Annotated in this window: 17 protein-coding genes; 5 read left to right on the top strand and 12 right to left on the bottom strand. The window is 59.3% G+C overall.

Annotated elements, in window-relative coordinates; genetic code table 11:
- Nucleotides 1-15: 15 nt before the first annotated feature.
- The 6 genes from EN818_RS17740 to EN818_RS17715 all read right to left on the bottom strand — a co-directional run bounded on the left by EN818_RS17740 (nucleotide 16) and on the right by EN818_RS17715 (nucleotide 7434).
- A complete protein-coding gene (locus EN818_RS17740) occupies nucleotides 16-1650 on the bottom strand; it encodes a choline dehydrogenase (protein ID WP_186815529.1) in 1635 nt (544 codons plus the stop codon).
- Between the two features lie 11 nt (nucleotides 1651-1661).
- On the bottom strand, nucleotides 1662-3161 hold the full coding sequence (locus tag EN818_RS17735) for an aldehyde dehydrogenase family protein (protein WP_127404861.1): 1500 nt from the start codon (nucleotides 3159-3161) through the stop codon (nucleotides 1662-1664).
- A 17-nt stretch (nucleotides 3162-3178) separates the two neighbouring features.
- A complete protein-coding gene (locus EN818_RS17730; RefSeq protein ID WP_127404862.1) occupies nucleotides 3179-4246 on the bottom strand; it encodes an ABC transporter ATP-binding protein in 1068 nt (355 codons plus the stop codon).
- Between the two features lie 9 nt (nucleotides 4247-4255).
- Nucleotides 4256-5098 (bottom strand): carbohydrate ABC transporter permease, encoded by an 843-nt coding sequence (locus EN818_RS17725; RefSeq protein WP_127421266.1) that lies wholly within the window; start codon nucleotides 5096-5098, stop codon nucleotides 4256-4258.
- Nucleotides 5098-6036: a sugar ABC transporter permease gene (locus tag EN818_RS17720; protein WP_127404864.1), complete on the bottom strand. Its 939-nt coding sequence runs from the start codon at nucleotides 6034-6036 to the stop codon at nucleotides 5098-5100. The genes EN818_RS17725 and EN818_RS17720 overlap by 1 nt, the downstream gene beginning before the upstream one ends.
- A gap of 96 nt (nucleotides 6037-6132) precedes the next feature.
- Nucleotides 6133-7434 carry an extracellular solute-binding protein gene (locus EN818_RS17715; protein ID WP_186815531.1) on the bottom strand — a complete coding sequence of 434 codons (1302 nt, stop codon included), beginning with the start codon at nucleotides 7432-7434 and terminating at the stop codon, nucleotides 6133-6135.
- Between the two features lie 261 nt (nucleotides 7435-7695).
- Between EN818_RS17715 and EN818_RS17710 the strand changes: the two genes are divergently transcribed.
- On the top strand, nucleotides 7696-8736 hold the full coding sequence (locus EN818_RS17710) for a substrate-binding domain-containing protein (protein ID WP_186815532.1): 1041 nt from the start codon (nucleotides 7696-7698) through the stop codon (nucleotides 8734-8736).
- 57 nt (nucleotides 8737-8793) lie between these two features.
- Entirely contained in the window at nucleotides 8794-9474 is a 681-nt protein-coding gene (locus tag EN818_RS17705) for an HAD hydrolase-like protein (protein WP_135904953.1), read from the top strand.
- 285 nt (nucleotides 9475-9759) lie between these two features.
- Here the strand turns inward: EN818_RS17705 and EN818_RS17700 are convergent, their stop codons facing one another.
- From EN818_RS17700 to EN818_RS17675, 6 genes are all read right to left on the bottom strand, one after another.
- Entirely contained in the window at nucleotides 9760-10548 is a 789-nt protein-coding gene (locus tag EN818_RS17700; protein ID WP_186815533.1) for an ABC transporter ATP-binding protein, read from the bottom strand.
- A 19-nt stretch (nucleotides 10549-10567) separates the two neighbouring features.
- On the bottom strand, nucleotides 10568-11386 hold the full coding sequence (locus EN818_RS17695; RefSeq protein WP_210212541.1) for an ABC transporter permease: 819 nt from the start codon (nucleotides 11384-11386) through the stop codon (nucleotides 10568-10570).
- A 10-nt stretch (nucleotides 11387-11396) separates the two neighbouring features.
- Nucleotides 11397-12392 (bottom strand): ABC transporter substrate-binding protein, encoded by a 996-nt coding sequence (locus EN818_RS17690; protein WP_127404869.1) that lies wholly within the window; start codon nucleotides 12390-12392, stop codon nucleotides 11397-11399.
- A gap of 69 nt (nucleotides 12393-12461) precedes the next feature.
- Nucleotides 12462-13229: an alpha/beta fold hydrolase gene (locus EN818_RS17685; protein ID WP_135904955.1), complete on the bottom strand. Its 768-nt coding sequence runs from the start codon at nucleotides 13227-13229 to the stop codon at nucleotides 12462-12464.
- An 84-nt stretch (nucleotides 13230-13313) separates the two neighbouring features.
- Complete coding sequence (locus EN818_RS17680; RefSeq protein WP_135904957.1) at nucleotides 13314-13841, bottom strand: RbsD/FucU domain-containing protein; 528 nt, start codon at nucleotides 13839-13841, stop codon at nucleotides 13314-13316.
- Nucleotides 13842-13968: 127 nt separating this feature from the next.
- On the bottom strand, nucleotides 13969-14646 hold the full coding sequence (locus EN818_RS17675) for a GntR family transcriptional regulator (protein WP_127404872.1): 678 nt from the start codon (nucleotides 14644-14646) through the stop codon (nucleotides 13969-13971).
- A gap of 274 nt (nucleotides 14647-14920) precedes the next feature.
- Between EN818_RS17675 and EN818_RS17670 the strand changes: the two genes are divergently transcribed.
- The 3 genes from EN818_RS17670 to EN818_RS17660 all read left to right on the top strand — a co-directional run bounded on the left by EN818_RS17670 (nucleotide 14921) and on the right by EN818_RS17660 (nucleotide 17690).
- Entirely contained in the window at nucleotides 14921-15406 is a 486-nt protein-coding gene (locus EN818_RS17670; RefSeq protein ID WP_210212542.1) for an RbsD/FucU domain-containing protein, read from the top strand.
- Between the two features lie 17 nt (nucleotides 15407-15423).
- Nucleotides 15424-16203 carry an alpha/beta fold hydrolase gene (locus EN818_RS17665; protein ID WP_127404873.1) on the top strand — a complete coding sequence of 260 codons (780 nt, stop codon included), beginning with the start codon at nucleotides 15424-15426 and terminating at the stop codon, nucleotides 16201-16203.
- A 410-nt stretch (nucleotides 16204-16613) separates the two neighbouring features.
- The gene (locus EN818_RS17660) at nucleotides 16614-17690 is read left to right on the top strand and encodes a sugar ABC transporter substrate-binding protein (protein WP_189523807.1); all 1077 of its coding nucleotides are present in this window, start codon (nucleotides 16614-16616) and stop codon (nucleotides 17688-17690) included.
- The last annotated feature ends 22 nt before the right edge of the window (nucleotides 17691-17712 follow it).

Genomic DNA, 17712 nt, shown 5'->3' with positions numbered 1-17712 from the left:
TGATGCTCGCGCGCCTTAGGCGGTGTGGTAAGGCTGCGGGTCGGCGGGCAACGGCGCTATCCCGCGAATGGCGTCCGCGACCTTCTCAGCCATCATGATGACCGGGGCGTTGAGGTTGCCGCTGACGATCTCAGGCATGATCGAGGCATCGACGACCCTGAGGCCCTCAATGCCGTGCACCTTTGCTTCCTTGTCGACGACCGCGTCATCCCCCTCGCCCATTCTGCAGGTGCAGCATGGATGGTAGTTGGTGCCGGCAATCCCGCGCAGCCAATTGGCGATATCCTCGTCGCTGGCGATCGAGGGGCCGGGCATTTCTTCAACGCCGCGAAACTCGTCCCATGCCTTCTGGCGGACCACGTTGCGGATCGCCTTCACGGCCTGAACAGCCTGCAGCATGTCGTCAGGATGCTCGAGATAGTTGAACAGGAATTTCGGCGCCGCCCTTGGATCGGCCGACTCTACCCACACGCGTCCCTCGCTCTTGGGCCTCATCAGGCTCAGGAAGTACTGGAAGCCGTTCTCGAGCTTGACGTTGCCGTGCTGGAATTCGCCCAGCATCGGCACGAACTCGAACTGCACGTTCGGTATGGTTTCTTCTTCCCTCGTGCGCATGAAGGTGCCGACTTCGAAGAAATTGGTCGCGCCAAGCCCCTTCTTGAAGAGGAGCCACTGAAGCCCGAGCTTCGCCTTGCCGAAGGTTGAGAGTTCCTTGGCAGCCGATACGTCCTTCGTAGCGCGATACATGACAGGGGCAGCCACATGATCCTTCAACCCTCGACCGACGCCAGGCAGGTGGTGTTTCAGCGCAATCCCGGCCTTTCTGAGGTCATCGGCAGGGCCAATGCCGGATAGCAGCAGCAGTTGTGGGGAATTTAGCGCTCCCCCGCACAGGATTGTTTCGCGCTCCGGCTCAAATTGCTGGGCGCCGGCTTTTGTGGTCACAGCAACCCGAACGACGCGCTTGTTGCTCGTTTCGATGCCGGTGACCCTAGCGCCGGTGAGCACGGTGAGGTTGGGCTTGCGGGGCTGGGCATGGATATAGGCCTGCGAGGTGCTCCAGCGAATTCCGTCATGGACGTTGCGCTGGGTTATGTGAACGCCTTCCTGCTGATATGCATTGTGATCAGCAACATGCTTCAGACCGCTCTCCACCCCCGCCCTCAGGAAGGCGTGGTAAAGAGGATTTTCCGCCTTGCAGGTCTCGATCCGCATCGGACCGGAGCCGCCGCGATAAGCGTTCGCTCCCTTGTCGAATGTCTCGGCTTTCTTGAAATAGGGCAGACATTGCGCATAGGACCATCCGTCAGCTCCGATCGACGCCCAGTTGTCATAGTCCCAAGGATTGCCGCGGACCCAATTCATGCCATTGATGGAGGACGAGCCGCCCAGCACGCGCCCTCTCGCCTCATGTATGACCCGCCCCTGCAAGTGCGGTTCCGGCTCCGAATTGTAGAACCAGTTGAAGCGGTCGTTCATCAGCGGAAAACCAAGGGCCGCCGGCATCCGGATATATATGTGCTGATCGGAGGGACCCGCTTCCAGGAGCAGAACCGTGGTCGACGGGTCCTCGGCCAGCCTGGACGCTATCACGGAGCCTGCCGAGCCTGAACCTATGACGATATAATCGAACGCCTTCTTGTCCGTCACCGGGGCACTCCTTACGATCTTGCCGAGGTTGTCAGGGTGTGCGGCAGGGCGTGGGTGCGTTTCCCAAGCTTGATGAAGGTCGACTTCACCTCGGTGAACTCGAGCAGGCCGTCCAACCCGTTTTCACGACCGATCCCGCTTTGCTTGAAGCCGCCGAACGGCATCTGGGCCGCGGTCTCGAGAAATGTGTTGACGTAGACCGTCCCGCTGCGAAGTTCCCGCGAAACGCGTATCGCCTTGTCGATGTCCTTCGTCCATAGCCCGTTGCCCAGACCATAGTTCGTGTCATTGGCGAGCGCGATTGCTTCCTCGACGCTCTTGAAACGCGTGACCGCAAGCACCGGGCCGAAAATCTCTTCGCGAAAGATGGTCATGTCGGGGGTGACGTTGGAAAAGATGGTAGGGGCAACATAATAGCCCATGCCGAGGCCGTTTTCGGTGACACGGTTGCCACCGAGCAGAAGCGTCGCGCCCTCCTCTAAACCGGACTCGATGTATGACAGCACCTGTTCCATGTGCTTCTCGTGGATCAGCGCTCCGACGTCCGCGTCCTCATCCGTCGGCAAGCCGAGGCGGATCTTCTTAGAGCGCTCGACCAGCTTCTCCAGGAAGCTTTCCGCAACGCTATCCTCAACAAGAAGCCTGGTGCCCTGGACGCATTCTTCGCCCTGATTGAGGATGTAGCCGAGTAGGATGCCATCCAGCGCCGCATCGATGTCGGCATCGGCAAAGACGATATTTGCCGCCTTTCCGCCTAGCTCGAGGCCAACGCGCTTGACCTGCTCGGCCGCGCGCTGCGCGATCCTGATCCCGACCGCGGTCGATCCGGTAAACGAGATCATGTCGACATCTCGATGCCCGGTGAGGATCTCGCCGACCGTCCGGCCCGAGCCGGTTACCACATTTATGACGCCATTTGGGATGCCGGCCTCTGTCGCCAGCTTGGCGATTTCCAGCGTCGAACCAGAGGTCAGCTCCGATGGCTTGACCACAACCGTACAGCCGGCCGCGAGCGCGAAGGGCAGCTTCTGGAACAGAGTCACCATGGGGAAGTTCCATGGCGTGATCATTGCAATCACGCCGCGCGGCTCACGGGTGACAAGACCCAGATTTGCGTCACCGATGTTGGAGACGAGGTCTCCTGGGAGTTGCCAGGCAAGCGCTGCCGCATAGCGCGCCAGCTCAATTGACCACTCAATCTCTGCCCTGGCGAAGCGGATCGGCTTTCCCACCTCTTCTGCCTCGATCAAGGCCAACCTTTCTAGGTCACGGGTCATCAAATCGACCCAATGCCCAAGGGCCTTGGCCCTTTCGGCGCCAGGCATCGATGACCAGACAGATCTCGTGTCGAAGGCTTTGCGGGCGGCCCCGACAGCAGCCCTTACCGCCTGCTCGTCGCTTTGCGCGAAACGGGCTAGCAGCCTGCCATGGGCTGGCGATTTGCGTTCCACCTTCCGATCGGCGCCTGCCCAACCGCCGTCGATCCAATTGTCGTATTCACGGACGTCCATCGATCCATTTTCCTCGGTCAGTTTGGCGCGACGAGCCGGCTCTTGCCTGGCGCAACAAGCACGCCGACCACGTCGCCGACCCTCGCCTCAGTTCGATCGGTGACGACGATGAACTTGTGACCACCGCAGTCGACATAGACATTGGTGGTTTGCCCAAGCGGCTCGACGAAATCGACGCTTGCCGACGCGGCGCCTTCGACGCCGTCACCAACGATCAAGAGATGCTCGGGGCGGACCCCGACGAAGAATTGTCCTTGGGCGTCGGCAAAGCTGCTTGCCTTGTCGGCGACCTCCCCTGACAGACTGTCGGCAAAGGGCTGGACGGAGGCGGCAATTCCCTTCTTGCGGTCAAAATGAGCAGGGAACAGGTTCATGGGCGGAGAACCGATGAAATCGGCCACAAACTCGGTTCTTGGCCTGTCGTAGATCTCCAGCGGCGTTGCCACCTGGACCATATCACCCTTGCGCATGACGGCGATCCGGTCGGCCATCGACATTGCTTCGATCTGGTCATGGGTCACGTAGACGGTGGTGATGCCGAGGCTGGTAACCAGCTTCTTGATCTCGGTGCGCATCGTGGCGCGCAGCTTCGCATCGAGGTTCGAAAGTGGCTCATCCATCAGAAAGACGCGGGGATTGCGCACCAACGCCCGCGCCAGGGAGACGCGCTGCCGTTGCCCGCCGGAGATCTGTCCCGGTTTGCGATCCAGATACTCGGCAATTCCGAGTTTTTCCGCGGTCGCATGCACTTTCTTTTTGCGCTCTCCCTCGGCGATCTTGCGCACCTTCAGAGGAAACTCAATGTTCTGGAACACGGATAGGTGCGGATAGAGACCGTAGTCCTGGAACGCCATCGCAATATCGCGGTGACGAGGTTCCTCATATGTCACGTCGCGGCCATTGATTTTGATCTGGCCGTCGCTGGGAAGCTCCAGTCCGGCAATCATGCGCAATGTCGTCGTCTTGCCGCAACCGGAGGGACCCAACATGACGAAGAATTCGCCGTCCTTGATGTCGACCGACACGCCGTTCACAGCAGTGAAGGCGCCAAAGCGCTTGTAGACAGATTTGACTTCGATACCCATTGTCGTTCCTCATCCCTTCACGGCGCCAAGCGTCAGGCCCCTGACCAGGTATTTTTGCATCAACAGGACGAGCACGACGACCGGCAACGACATCAGCACGCCGGCCGCCGAGCCCAATCCCCACGATATCGCCTTGGCCTTGATCGAGCTCGCCGCGATCACCGGCAGCGTGCGCGCCTCGGAAGACGTCAGAATGCTGGCCAGCAGGAATTCATTCCAGGCGAACATGAATATGATCACCATCGTCGCAGCCAAGCCGGGCAAAAGCAGCGGCAAGGTCACGCGCCAGAAGCATTCGAAGCGGCTGCATCCATCTATCAAGGCAGCCTCTTCGATCGATTGCGGAATCTCCTGGATGAAGACGCGCATCACCCAGACCACGAACGGCAATCCGTTCAACGTATAAACGGCGATCAGCAGCCACGGCGTGTCGAAGATGCCCAGCTGCTTGGCGATGATGAACAGCGGGATGACGCTCACCATCGGCGGCAGCATGCGGATCGACAGAACCTCGAAGGCGATGAAGTTCTTGTTCTTAACGTCGAAACGCGCCAGTCCGTAGGCGGCGAGCGTCCCTGCGATCATTGCAAACAGAGTAGCCAGGCAGACGATGAATGCGCTGTTGATCAAGGCATCCATCGCATTCAGCTCCGTAAAAAGCTTGCGGTAGCTCTCTAATGTCGGAGCAAAAATCCACTTCGGTGGATAAGCCGCTATGTCGACATCTGATTTCAGCGAAGAAAGCGTCATCCACACGATGGGGAAAGCAAAGAAGGCGGTCGCCATCAGGGCAAGGACGTAGTAGCCGATGTCGCTGAGGATGGAGCCGCGTCGCGTGATCGACCTTGACATCAGCGGGCCTCCTTTTCGTTCACCATGCGCATGAAGCCCGTGTATTTCACGAAGATGAGAACCACGGCGAGGATGATGAGGAGCGTCAGCCAGGATAGCGCAGCACCATAGCCGAGGCTGAAGAAGCGGAAATTGACCCTTGCCAGGTAGATGCTGAGCAGGTCGGTGGCGAAATCGGGACCGCCACGTGTGATGATATAGACCGTGTCGTAGGTGCGGATGGCATCCACGATCCTGAGCAGGCTCGCGATCACGATCACCGGTTTCAGCATCGGCAGCGTGACCATGAAGAAGGTCTGGATCGGCGAGGCGCCGTCGATCGCCGCCGCCTCGAAGGGGCTCTTGGGCAGGGCCGAGAGGCCGGCGAAGATGATCAGGAACATGAAGGGGGTCCACTGCCAGACATCGACCAGCAGCATCGAGGCCATGGCGCTGGCCTTCTCGCCGGCCCATGGCTGCGGTGGAATGCCGACGAGGCTCAAAACGTAATTGAGCACGCCAAGGTCGGGCATCATCATGATGCGCCAGGTGATGCCGACGGCGATCGGCGTGATCAGCATCGGGACGATGATGATGGTCCTCAGCAGCGTGAAACCGCGGAGCCTGACATTGAAGAGGAGCGCCAGCAGCACGGCCAAGGTGAGAGACAGCCCCACGGACAAGACGGTGAACAGCAGCGTCAGCAGGATCGAATGCAGGAACTGGGCGTCCGACACTGCATCGGCGTAGTTGGCGAGGCCGACAAATCCCTGGAACTTGTCCGGATCCGAGGGGCGATAGCCGGTGAGGCTCATATAGAGCGAGTGCAGGAGCGGAAAGAGCCCGACAACCGTCATGATGATCATGGTCGGCGCGAGCAGGATCATGCCGGTGTAACGCTCTCCGGCACGCTTGGCTCGATCGGTCGCGACGGGCAAACCCTCTAAGCTGACTGTCATGGTCCTTGATCCCGACGGCGCCGAGCGGGCATCTGCCCGCACAGCGCGTTCTTGTTCGACGAGCGCTGGTATATCCAGGCGCTTGCGGGCGGCACTTCAGCCCTTGACGAGCTTTCCCACCCGATCCACGGCATCGACCATCGCGGTCTTCGGGGTCTTTCGCCCAGTCACGCCGGCGAGGACTTCCTCGTAGATTGCCCGCTGCACTTCCACCGCATTGGTCAGGCGATAAGGCGGGATCGCGATCGGCTGGGTCCCGCGGGTCTTGAAATCCTCAAAGACATGGAGCCCCGGAATCTTTTTGATCATGTCCGGATTTTCGAGATCCGGCTTGTAGCAGATCGAGGTTTCACCCGCTTCCGAGAAATACTTGTAACCGCCATCGGCAAGCCAGGCCAGGAACCTGTAACCGTCAGCCTGCTTTTTGCTGGCGGCGTTGAGCACCACTGTCCAGCCGCCAATCATCGACTGCTGGAACTTCTCGGTCGGCGCCACCGCGTAGCCGAACTTGCCGGCATGCGGTCCGCCCTCAATGCCGGAGAGCGCGTCCGACCAGGAAATGATCATGGCAGCGGTTCCCTGCCCGATCGCGGACTGACCTTCTGGGTAGTCGAACCCGGACACCCCTTGCGGGCAATACTGCAAGACCTCCTTCAGCCTTTCGATGGCATGCTCGCCCTGCCCCTCGGAATTGAAGACGGGCTCATTGGCGTCGTTGAAGCAGCCGTCGTCGGTCGGCGCAAGCTTCGTCATGCCCATGACGCGCGTCATCCAGTCACCGGACATGTGAGCGTCTTGTCCTCCCAGGCAAAGCGTGTTTCCGGCAATGTCTGAGCTGTGCAGCTTCTTGGCAGCCGCGACATACTCGTCCCAGGTGACCGGCACCTTGTCGATACCGGCTTTCTCGAACAGATCCTTGCGATAGATGAAGACCGGAATCGTCATGGCGAGCGGCAGGCCGTAGTGCTTGCCCTGGTAGATGGAATATTGCAGCGATCCCTCTGTGACGTTCCCATATTTGATCTCGGGAAGGTCAGGGTTGGCGGCTTTGATGTCCTCCATCGTGGGCGCCCACTTGTTGCGCTGCGGCTGCCGGACCCAGAGGCTGTCGGTGGTGATGATGTCGAACGTTTCCGAACCCTGTGAAAGTTCGATCAGCATCTTTTCGTAGTGAGATTCGTAAGGGTTGGATTCCCCGGTGATCTTCGCGGCTGTATATGCCTTCGCCACCTGGTCGGTGAGTGCCCCTGCCCAGACTGAATTGCTATTGAGGATATTGAGCGTCACTTCCTCCGCATATGCTGACGAGGCGCGATAGGCGGCCAAGGCGGCAGCAAGGCCGGCAGTGGCCTTCAGGAAGTTGCGACGAGACACTGGCAGTCTGATCGACGCGGTCAATTGTGGATTCTCCCTTTTATGCGAGACGGGCAAAAGCCGGCCTCGACGCTCCCAACTCATGTAAACGTTTTCATTCTTCGCGAGCCGAACAAAGATGTCAAGCCCAAACCCACATCAAGATAGAAATTTCTGTAAACGATTACATATTGGAGCGTTTTATGGCTTGTCAAGCGAGGTGAAGTCGAGGACAAAAGCCCTAGGTGAACAAAAGCCAACGAAATGGTGCGGCTTATGCCGGGCAAAAGAGCCAAGCAACCCAAGTTGAAGAAGAAGGCAGGGGTCTTCGACGTTGCCCGCGAGGCGGGGGTTTCGGTGGCCACCGTATCGCGGGCGTTCAATCTGCCTGACCTCGTCAGCGAGGATGTTCGCCGACGGGTCCTGGCGACTGCGCAGAACCTCGGCTACGCGGCCAACCCGGCGGCAAAAGCGCTGCGCTCTCGTAAGACCCATATCGTGGGGGCGGCGATCCCGACGCTGGACTATGCGATCTTTGCGAAGATGATCAACCACTTTCAGGATAGCTTCGCGCAGCACGGCTACATGACGATCGTTGCAACAACCGGCTTCGAACACGCCAACGTTTTTGAGAAGGTCAAAACATTGGTAGATCGCGGCGCCGAGGCGCTTCTTCTGGTTGGCGCGATCGAGGACCCGGCGCTCGTGAGCTATCTCAAGCAACCCCATATCCCGGTGGTGACGACCTACTCATATCTGCCCGACGAGATCGTGCCCTGCATTGGATTTGACAATTACGCGGCTACGCAAAGCGCGATGGAATACCTTGCCGATTTGGGGCACAGAAATTTCGCCATGATTGCCGGCAGCCCGAGGGGTAGCGATCGCCAGCGCGCTCGGATCGCCGCCTACAAGGATTTCGTCGGATCGAGAAATCTCCATGGGGCAGCGAACATAATCATTCGCAATTTCACCATCCGGGACGGAACCGAGGCAATACGCGCAATCCTGGACAAATACCCGGAGACCACGGCGGTGGTCTGCAACACCGATGTCATGGCGTTTGGAGCCTTGAGCGAAAGTCGGCGGCTCGGAATCCGTGTTCCCCAGGACATCTCGATCGTCGGGTTCGATGATGCAGAATATGCAGCGCAGCTGGACCCCCCGTTGACGACCATAGCCGTGCCTGCCGAGGAAATGGGCCGGTTGGCGGCCGAAATGCTCCACAGCTCGCTGTCGAACGGTGAGCCCCCTCGCTTCGTCAGGCTTGATTCGCACCTGATCGTAAGAAAATCCGCGTGCCCGCCGCGCGCTCTGAAACAGTTGCGCTTGGCCGCGGCCGTCTAAATCCAGGTCCGCGGGCGCTTCACACCCGCGAAGTCGAGTGTGCACATAGGCACCGTCATGCCCCGTCAGCCGCTTCTGCCCTCTCGACCCGCCGCTATCATATTCGATTTCGATGGCGTCATCCTTGACTCTGCCGAGATCAAAGCAGAGGCGTTCGCTGAAATCTATTCCGGCTATGGACAGCAGTGGAGGGAACCCATCCTGAGCTACCAGCGGCTGCATGGCGGTATTTCACGCCGGGAGAAGTTCGACCATTTCGACAAACAGATAGTGGGTAGCGCCCCGACCGAGGAGCGATTGGCGCTGCTGTCGAAGAGGTTCTCAGAAATCGTTTTTGAGAAGATCCTCGCTGCGCCTTTCATTCCCGGCGCGCGGGAACTGCTTGAAAAAGCGACTGGGCGTTCCAGGCTTTTCGTCGTTTCCGGAACCCCGCAGCAAGAACTGGTCGAGGTCATCCGTCAGCGAGCCCTTGATCACTATTTCGAGCTGGTCATCGGCGCGCCGACGAAAAAACGCGAGGCCTTCGCGCGGATGTTGCACATGGGGCTTTCGCGCGAAACCGTGGTGGCGGTCGGCGATTCAATCACGGAATGTTCCGCTGCCTGTGAGCTGGGAATCGCATTCCTCGGAATTCGAGGCGGCCCCTCGCCAACCGCCTTTCCGGAAGGTATCGTAACGCTCCCGGACCTGCGCGATGCAAGCAACCTGCTCGGCTTCGGCAGCCTGCCCCCAAGCTGACCATCGTCCGCGTGGCCGAGATGCTGCCGCCGAGAAAGGGTGCAGCGGTACTGGAAGGCACATACATTCCCGAATCGACAATCTTAATGCGCCTCGACTGAACTCGTTTTACCGAGGGCGCGCTTGGTCCGAACGGTGGACGCGGCAATCCAGAAATGGGGTCTCGGCCAGAGAGTCCGCATTAACTCAATCCGCCAATGGCGTAAACGTTTACATGGCCACGCATCCACCGGGTTAGCTGCTGACCAGTGCACGCCGCCCACCCCGGGGACGGCTATCGGCCGGCTAATGCTGATAAAGCAGTTGCCTGATCTCATGATAGATGTCGCGTGCCGTCCGGTCCGCGGTGATATCGACGAGGTCCCGAGGTCGAGCGAAAGGGATCGAGAATTCCTTGGCGATCTTGCCGTCTTTGAAAACAAGGATCCGGTCGGCCAAGGTGATCGCCTCGTTCAGATCGTGGGTGACGAAGACAACGCTCTTCTTGTCAGCGGCCCACATGCGCACGAACTCCTCGTGAAGCGATTCACGCGTCTGTGCGTCGAGCGCCGAAAAAGGCTCGTCCATCAACAGTATCTTCGGCGAAGGCGCCCAGGTGCGAGCGAGCGCCACACGCTGCCGCTGGCCCTGGGAGAGCTGACTTGGATAATTATCGGCAAAGCGCTTCAAACCGACGAGGTCCAGATAGTCTCGGGCCAAGGCCCGTCTTTCGCTTTTTGCGAAACCGCGCACTTCCAGCCCGAACTCTACGTTCTTGAGTGCAGTTCGCCATGGCAGCAAAGCATCGCGCGCGAACATGTAGCCGAGCTGTGGACGCGCGGCGACGGGCGGTTGGGCAAGTACGCTCACCTCGCCGATCGTTGCAGTGTGGAGCCCGGCCAGGACATTGAGCGCAGTGGTCTTGCCGGAACCGCTACGTCCGACGAGAACCAGGAACTCTCCCTCTCGCAGTTCCAACGACACATCATCCAGCCCGCGCACTGGTCCCGACGTGGTCTGGAACTCCATCACGACGTCGGAAATCCTGGCGGCGACACCGTCGGTTCCCGCGGCAGGCGATATGCTTGGTGCCATCGTCCCTGGTCCTCGCGGTTTAGAGCGCTCGCGCACCGAGCAGATAGCGTTCGAGCAGAGCCATCCCGGCATTGAGCAAAGAAGCGATCACGGCCAGCACGATGCAGACGGCGTAGACCCCTTCGAGCTGAAAAGTACCGGCATATCCCGCAATGAGTTGGCCGAGCCCTACCCGGGACGCCAATATCTCGGAGGTCACGACGCCGAGAAGCGAATAGATGATGCCAAGGCGCAGTCCGGCGAAAATGGAGGGTACGGCGCTGGGCAGCAGGATCTTCATGAACATATCCCGCTTGGAAATATTCATGACCGTCACCATCAGCCTGATATCGCGGTCGACGGTGCGAATGCCGGCGCGCGCGTTGACCATCAGGATGAAAACCACGACGCTGAAGGCAAGCGCGATCTTGGCTGCCTGGCTGACGCCGAAAAGCAGTATGAATACCGGCGCGAAGGCGATCCGCGGCATCGCGTTGAACGCACTGATATAGGGGTCCAGCAGTTCCTCAACTTTGGGAAACAGACCAAGGCCGATGCCGATGACTACTCCAACGAATGAGGCCAGCACGAAAGCGACCACTGTTGCCTCGACCGTGGAATAGAGCGCTGGCAGAAGCGTGCCATCGGTGGCGATCTGGACGAAAAACCAGAACACCTGCCCGGGACTTCGCGAAATCAGCGGCTTGACGACGCCGGACATGTAGACGAGTTGCCACAACGCCAGAAAGGCTATTCCGACGCCGATTTGTCCAGCAAGTCGCTTGAGCCGCGCGACATTCCGGTGGGAAGGCCGACCGGCCTTCCCTTTTAAGCCCGATGAACCTGCCGCGGCGACCAACTCGGCCACCTCAGCCCGAAGTCAGGCTCGCGCAGGGCTCATACGCGTTCATCGTCCAGTCTGGAACAAAAGCGGCATATTTCTTCATGCCTTCCCAGCGCTCCTTGGTTAGCTTGGCATTGAAGCCCGATTTGTAGACGTCGATCAACGCCTTGGCCTTGCCCGCATCGAGCTTGAGCGTCTTTGCGGTGAAATCGACCAGTTTCTGTTCGTTCGCAGGGTCTTTCATGTAGCTGATCGTCTCGATGACCGCTTTGCAGAAATTCTGGGCAACCTGCGGGCGGTTTTTGATGAAATCCGAATTGGCGGTGAAAACCGTGAAGAGATACTCGGGATCAAACACCTTGTTGCGCGTGGCATTGAGATCGACCAGCACATCGAGATTGTCCGGACCGATCAACGTCGAGCTCGGCGGAATGCTGGCCATCGCATCGACCTGGCGGTTGGTGAAGGCGCCCGCCGCGCCATAGCCAGTGCCGATCGCGATGAAGGTGATGTCCTTGTCGGGATTCATGCCCGCGTCGGTGAACATCTTGCGCACGTAGAGCTCGGTTGCGCCCCCGCGACCGGCGACGCCGATCAGCTTGCCCTTGAGATCGTTCAGGAAAGCCGGATATCCCTTCTTGACGTCGACTCCGGCGTCCTTGTGCGCGATGAAGGTGTAGTCGATGTCGTAGTTGCCCAACAGGACCGTCAGCGCCGCACCCTTTTGGATGGCCGGAAAGATCAGGGCCGCGCCGACATGCGTGATGTCGGCCGAGCCTCCAACCACCGCGGCTACCATGGCTGACCCGTTGGCGCCCTTGACGTAGTTGATGTCGAGGTCATGCCTGGCGAAGATGCCGACCTGCGAGCCGAACTGAGGCACGAAAGCGTCGAGTGTTTCGATCGATGTCGCGATGGACACGGTATCTGTGGCCTGCGCGGTTCCGGCCGACATCGCCATCCCTATCAAGCCTGCGACCAAGACGGCGAGCGAATGCAGTTCGTTTCGAAATCCACCCATTTGCTGCTCCCTTTTTTGCTGGCGGCTTGCAAGCCGCGCCTTACCAAACCTTGAAAGAGGCCTTTCCTTCTACCGCCCTCGGCCCTTGATCGCCGCCCTCGCGAAGGCGACGAGGCGCCTCTCGACGGCGAAGTGGGGCACGTCGTTGATGATGTCGTGGAAGCCGTCTTTCACGATGAGCACCGTGGCGTTCTTGAGTTGCGAGCGGACCGCACGGGCATACCTGGCGGGGGCAATCACATCCTGGTCGCCATTGATCAGCAGCACGGGAAGGTCGACCTTGGGGAGAGTCGCGGCCAGCTCCCCGCGCGCCTTGTGCATGGCCGCCCGCCGCGCCGCCGTGCTTTCTAGCGTTACGCTGAAGGCGAATGGATCGGTCGCCAGCATGTCTAGATAGAATGGGTCGCGGGTGACTTCCGGCGGCGCGGGTATGGCAACGGTCTCCGGCTGGATCAGCGTGCCCGTGACGGCCAGCCCCAGGCACCGGCGCTCGCCACGAGCGATCAACAGCGCAGCGGCAATGCCGCCGAGAGAATGGCCGACGAGAACCAGCGGCAGGCCGGGAGCTTCGCTGGCGGCGATCGAGATCAGACGCTCGGCATTGTCGACGAGGGGATCCATCGACGCCACCGCGCCACGTTCGCCATAGGAAAGGCCGTGTCCTTGCTGATCAAGCGCCCACATGGCGAGGCCACTGGCGTTGAAGGCGCCCGCAAGGCGATGGTAGTGCCCGCTGTGCTCGCCAAAACCATGGAGAAACACGACACCGCCGACTGTCTTCCGCGCATCCCAGCACCGGTAGTAGCTTTTCCCATGCGCGGTTTCGAAGAACGGCATCTGAACGGCCCTTCGGCAAATTTTGACCAGAACGGTTCACTCGACTGGAGAGCCGACGCTCGAGAACATCGGCCGTGTGTCATGTCAGTCCGGTAGTATCCTGATGTCCCCGACTTCCGTGTTCCGAATGAACTTGACGTCGGCGCTGGCATAGCCTCCGACCAGGGCGATATTGCCGTGGACGCTGTAATCTCCTGTGCGGATGATCAACTTGCTGGCGTTGCGGATCGCATACATAGACGGCCGGTATGGAACGGTAGTGACCCGCTCCTTCCCGAAAGTGTCGACGACGAATTTGTATTTCTGGGGACTCTGCGCCTCCATCGGCTCGGCAACGACAGCCCGCTCGATGTCACCATTGTCGCGCAGCAGCGGCAGCAGCTGCTCGATCGAGACCAGACCTGGGGCAATTCCAAGGTCCACGATCGGCACCTGCACGGATGAAGCGATGACGCCGCCCGCGTCGGCAATGAAGATCACCTCACCATGGCGGAGCGTGGCCAGAGCCGCCGCGATCGTGCCATTGATGATGCGGTTGTCCGCGCCATATTGCATTTCGTGTTTCCCCTTTTCATCGATAATATTATCCGCCTGTTTTATCGATAATGTCAACCGACAAGCCAAGGCCGGCCAGCCGGCATGCTCCTATGGCGCGGCGCCTAGAATTGCGCGGCCGCTCTTGGCGAGCGACATGAGGACTTGAAGCGCGTCGCCCGGATTCGTTTCAGCGAGACGCGCTTTAAGAGGTCAGATGCTGAAGATAATAGTCCCGGAAGGTCCGGATATGGTTTCGAAGCGTTCGAGCCAGGGTTTTCTGGTCGCCCTTCTCTATCGCTTGAATCATAGTCAAGTGATCCTTGGCGCCTTTGGAGCGCAAATCCTTGCTTTGCACCGAATTAGTATGAATCAGGTGCGAGAGAAGCGAATGATGCTTAATGGCGTCGAGTAGGAACTCGTTCTCGCACCGTTGATATATAGCCTCGTGCAAAAGATTGTTCTGCAGATACATTTCAGCAAGATCGTTGTTCGCGATCGCCCTCTCGTGATCCGAGACAATGGCCTTCAATTTTCGCACGAGCTCCTTTGCCGCCGGCTCGGTATAGTAGCTTATTGCCTTCAGCTCGAGGCACTCACGGACTTCGTAGATTTGCCAGATCTCGGACTCTCTGAAGCTCCGCACCTGCACGCCGCGATGCGGGTAGCGGACGGCGAGGCCGAGGCGAACAAGTTCGTCAAATGCCTTGCGGACTGCATGGCGGGTTGCCCCGGTGGCTTCAATAATGTCGTCTTCGATGAGCCGCACGCCGGAACGATACTTTCCGGAGATAATGCCCTTTTGAAGCCCCTCATAGACGGCCTGCCATTGGCCGCCGTGGCCGCCTGGTTCGGTGAGATCTTCATTCTTTGCAGTTCTCATGACAATCCATCAGAGTTGCGGGCGATGCGACACACCGTGACCATGTCATAGCGTTGAGCCGGCAAGATCGCCAGAATCGACGGCATCTTGCACGTAAGATCGATCAGATCGCAATCGCGCCTGGAAAGACGTCCTCCCGCCACTTGGGTCAAGCCGGCCATGCCCCCAGACTTGCCTGCCAAGTTATAAGAGTTCCTGCCAAGGATATCGACAAAACCGAATTTTTGTGTAAACGATTTCAGTCGCCGGACGATCGAACCCGCGAGAACGCACGATGACCACGAAGCTTCTGAGGCCGAGAATACTGAACCAAAGGTTGGCAGCGGCGCTGGCCGACCTGCGCCATGGCGAGTTGATATTCATTGCCGATGCCGGCAGTGGCACGTCAGCCAAGGCGCTGCGTTCGTTGGCGCCTGATGTGGAGATCCTCGACCTGGAAGTTGTTACCGGCGTGCCGTCGATCGACGATCTCGTTCCCGTGATCTGCGACGTCGGCGACATCGAGGCCTGCATCGTCACCAAGGACATGCGCGGCGCAAATCCTGATGGCTTCGCCATGCTGTCCAGGCTCTTCGATGAGAAACACATCTACGAAGTGCCTTACATCCCGGATTATTACGACCTTCGCGATCGGTGCAAGCTGTTTGTCCAGACGGGCGACTATCGCGTGCATGCCAATGTGATCCTTGTCGGCGGCTATCCAAGCGCAGACATTCCTATGGACATGATCCTCAACGGGCTTGCCCCGAAAACGAAGTAACCCGCCACAGGTGGTCGATGCCAAGGTTTGAGGGCGCTTCCGGACAGGTCTACTACCGCCACTGGGCTCCGCTGAAGCCCACTGCGCAGATCGTCTTTCTGCATGGATATGGCGAACATAGCGGCCTCTACCATCGCTTCGCGAACTCCTTGAATGCACAGGGAATCGGCGTCTGGGCGCTTGATGCAATCGGACACGGGCTCTCGGATGGCGAGCGGGGCAATCCCGGCTCCATGGCCTATCTAAGAACGAATGCCGAGCGCCTGACAGGGATAGCGCAGCGGGAAGACCCCGGGCTTCCAATGGCGCTGGTAGGACATTCGATGGGCGCGATGACGGCAGCTGCGGTGGTCATTGCCGGCGCTGGCCCCTTCCGTGGGGTGGTGCTCGGCGGCATGCCTGTCGAGGGGATCAGCCAAGAGCAAGAGCGCCAGGCTGAGCAAGGCGTGATGTCGCTTGACCCCTTCTATCTAGACGAACTGGAATTTGACCCACTCAAGTTCGATGCATCGATGGCCTTCGTCCATCTAAGAAGCGTCCTCTCGGCGCCGGTCTGTGAGCAGATACAGGCCGGATTGCTTGAACTCAGCCTTCCCGCGCTCATGATCAGCGGGGACAAGGACATGTTTTGCCCTCCTGATCTCGCGCGGCGCTGGGCGTCACGAATTCCAGGCGCAAAGCATCACCTGTTCGCCAATACCCATCACGATCTCATCAACGATGCGAGCCATGCCGACGTTGCGGACGTTATTGCGCAAGCCGTGATCGGATGGACGGTTGGTACGCGAGCCCGCTGATCCGCCGGACGCCGCACACTGATACGCCAATCAGCACTGCAGCACACGTGCGATGGTCGTTCGCCGACCGCTATGTGTTCTCGCGGACGAAGCCTATATGGCCTGAAACACTCCAACCTCTTTGCGCTTGACACCGTCGCTCCAGCGCGCCATTTTGAAAACGTTTACACGCATTCACCGAAGACCGTCGCAGAAACGGCCGATATCGATGCGTAAGGCGATGGGAGCGCGTCCAAGGGCGGAGGCCGGAACTTTCAAAAATAGCAATCTCCCAAAATGACGGAGCACGGCCGAAGCCATGCTCCAAGCCCTGTGATGTTCCGAAACTCGGATGATGCGGCGGACCAGAGAGAGAACAGCGAAAATGGAAGGATCTCGTAATGCTTAGGAAATTCGTTGGGAAGATTCGTATGTCAGCGCTGATGTGCGGGTTCGCGGCATGCATGGCACTCACGCCACCCACCGCCGCAGAAGAGCTTACCGGCAAGATCTACTTTATCATGCCGGACTTCACGACAGTCCGCTTCGAGCAGTTCGACAAGCCAGCCTTCTTGAAGGCCGCCAAGGAATTGGTGCCGAAAATGACGGTCGAGATTCTCAACTCCGAAAACAACGTGCAGCAACAGACCTCGCAGGTTCAGGCCGCTATCGCCAACGATGCCAAAGCAATCGTGATGGTTGCCGTCGATCCAATGCAGACCGCGGGCACCTTGGCTCTGGCCGAGCAAGCCGGGATCCCACTTATATGCACCATTCACGCTTGCACTGGCGGGCCTGCCTACGCCTACCTGACCGCCCCTTTCGTTGAAATCGGCCAGAAGCAGGCGCAGGCGGCGGCCAAGGTAATCGAGGAGATGAACGCCAAGACCGGCAAGCCTGTCCGGCTGGCGAAGATTTACGGCGATCCCAAGTTTCCGTTCTACGGCGACCAGGTGAAGGGCATTGGCGAATATCTCGATCCGCTGATCAAGGCCGGCAAATTGGAGGTCGTTTGTCAGGCGGATGCGCTGCTTTGGCTCCCGGCCAATGCTCAGACTGCAATGGATCAGTGCCTGACCAAGACCCACAATGGCGTCGATGCGATCTTCTCGATGAATGACGACACCGGCGGTGCGGCGCTGGCTGCGGTGGAAGCCGCCGGGCTCAAGGGGATCAAGCTGTTTGGCGGGTATGATGCCACTCTTGCCGGAGTGCAGCGCGTTGCTGCCGGCCTGCAGGAGATGGACATGACTGTGGACTATGTCGCGATGAACAAGCTGGCCGTCCAGTTGGCCGTGCACGCGATGAAGGGCGACAAGATACCGGCTGATCTCGTCGCGACCACGTTCGACAACGGCTACAAGGGAGGCATTCCCGAGGTGGACGCGCCGAACAGCGTCATCACCAAGGATAACATTCAGAAATCGGTGGTCGACACCGGTCTTTATACCAAGGAACAGATCTGCGCCAAAGGCGTGGCCGCCGACTCCGCCTTCTGTCGCGGCTGATGCAGAGAAGCGGTAGCAACAA

Origin of the sequence: Mesorhizobium sp. M3A.F.Ca.ET.175.01.1.1 (assembly GCF_004791945.1) — a bacterium.
GTDB lineage: Bacteria > Pseudomonadota > Alphaproteobacteria > Rhizobiales > Rhizobiaceae > Mesorhizobium.
This window is presented reverse-complemented; position numbering and strand designations above follow the sequence as displayed.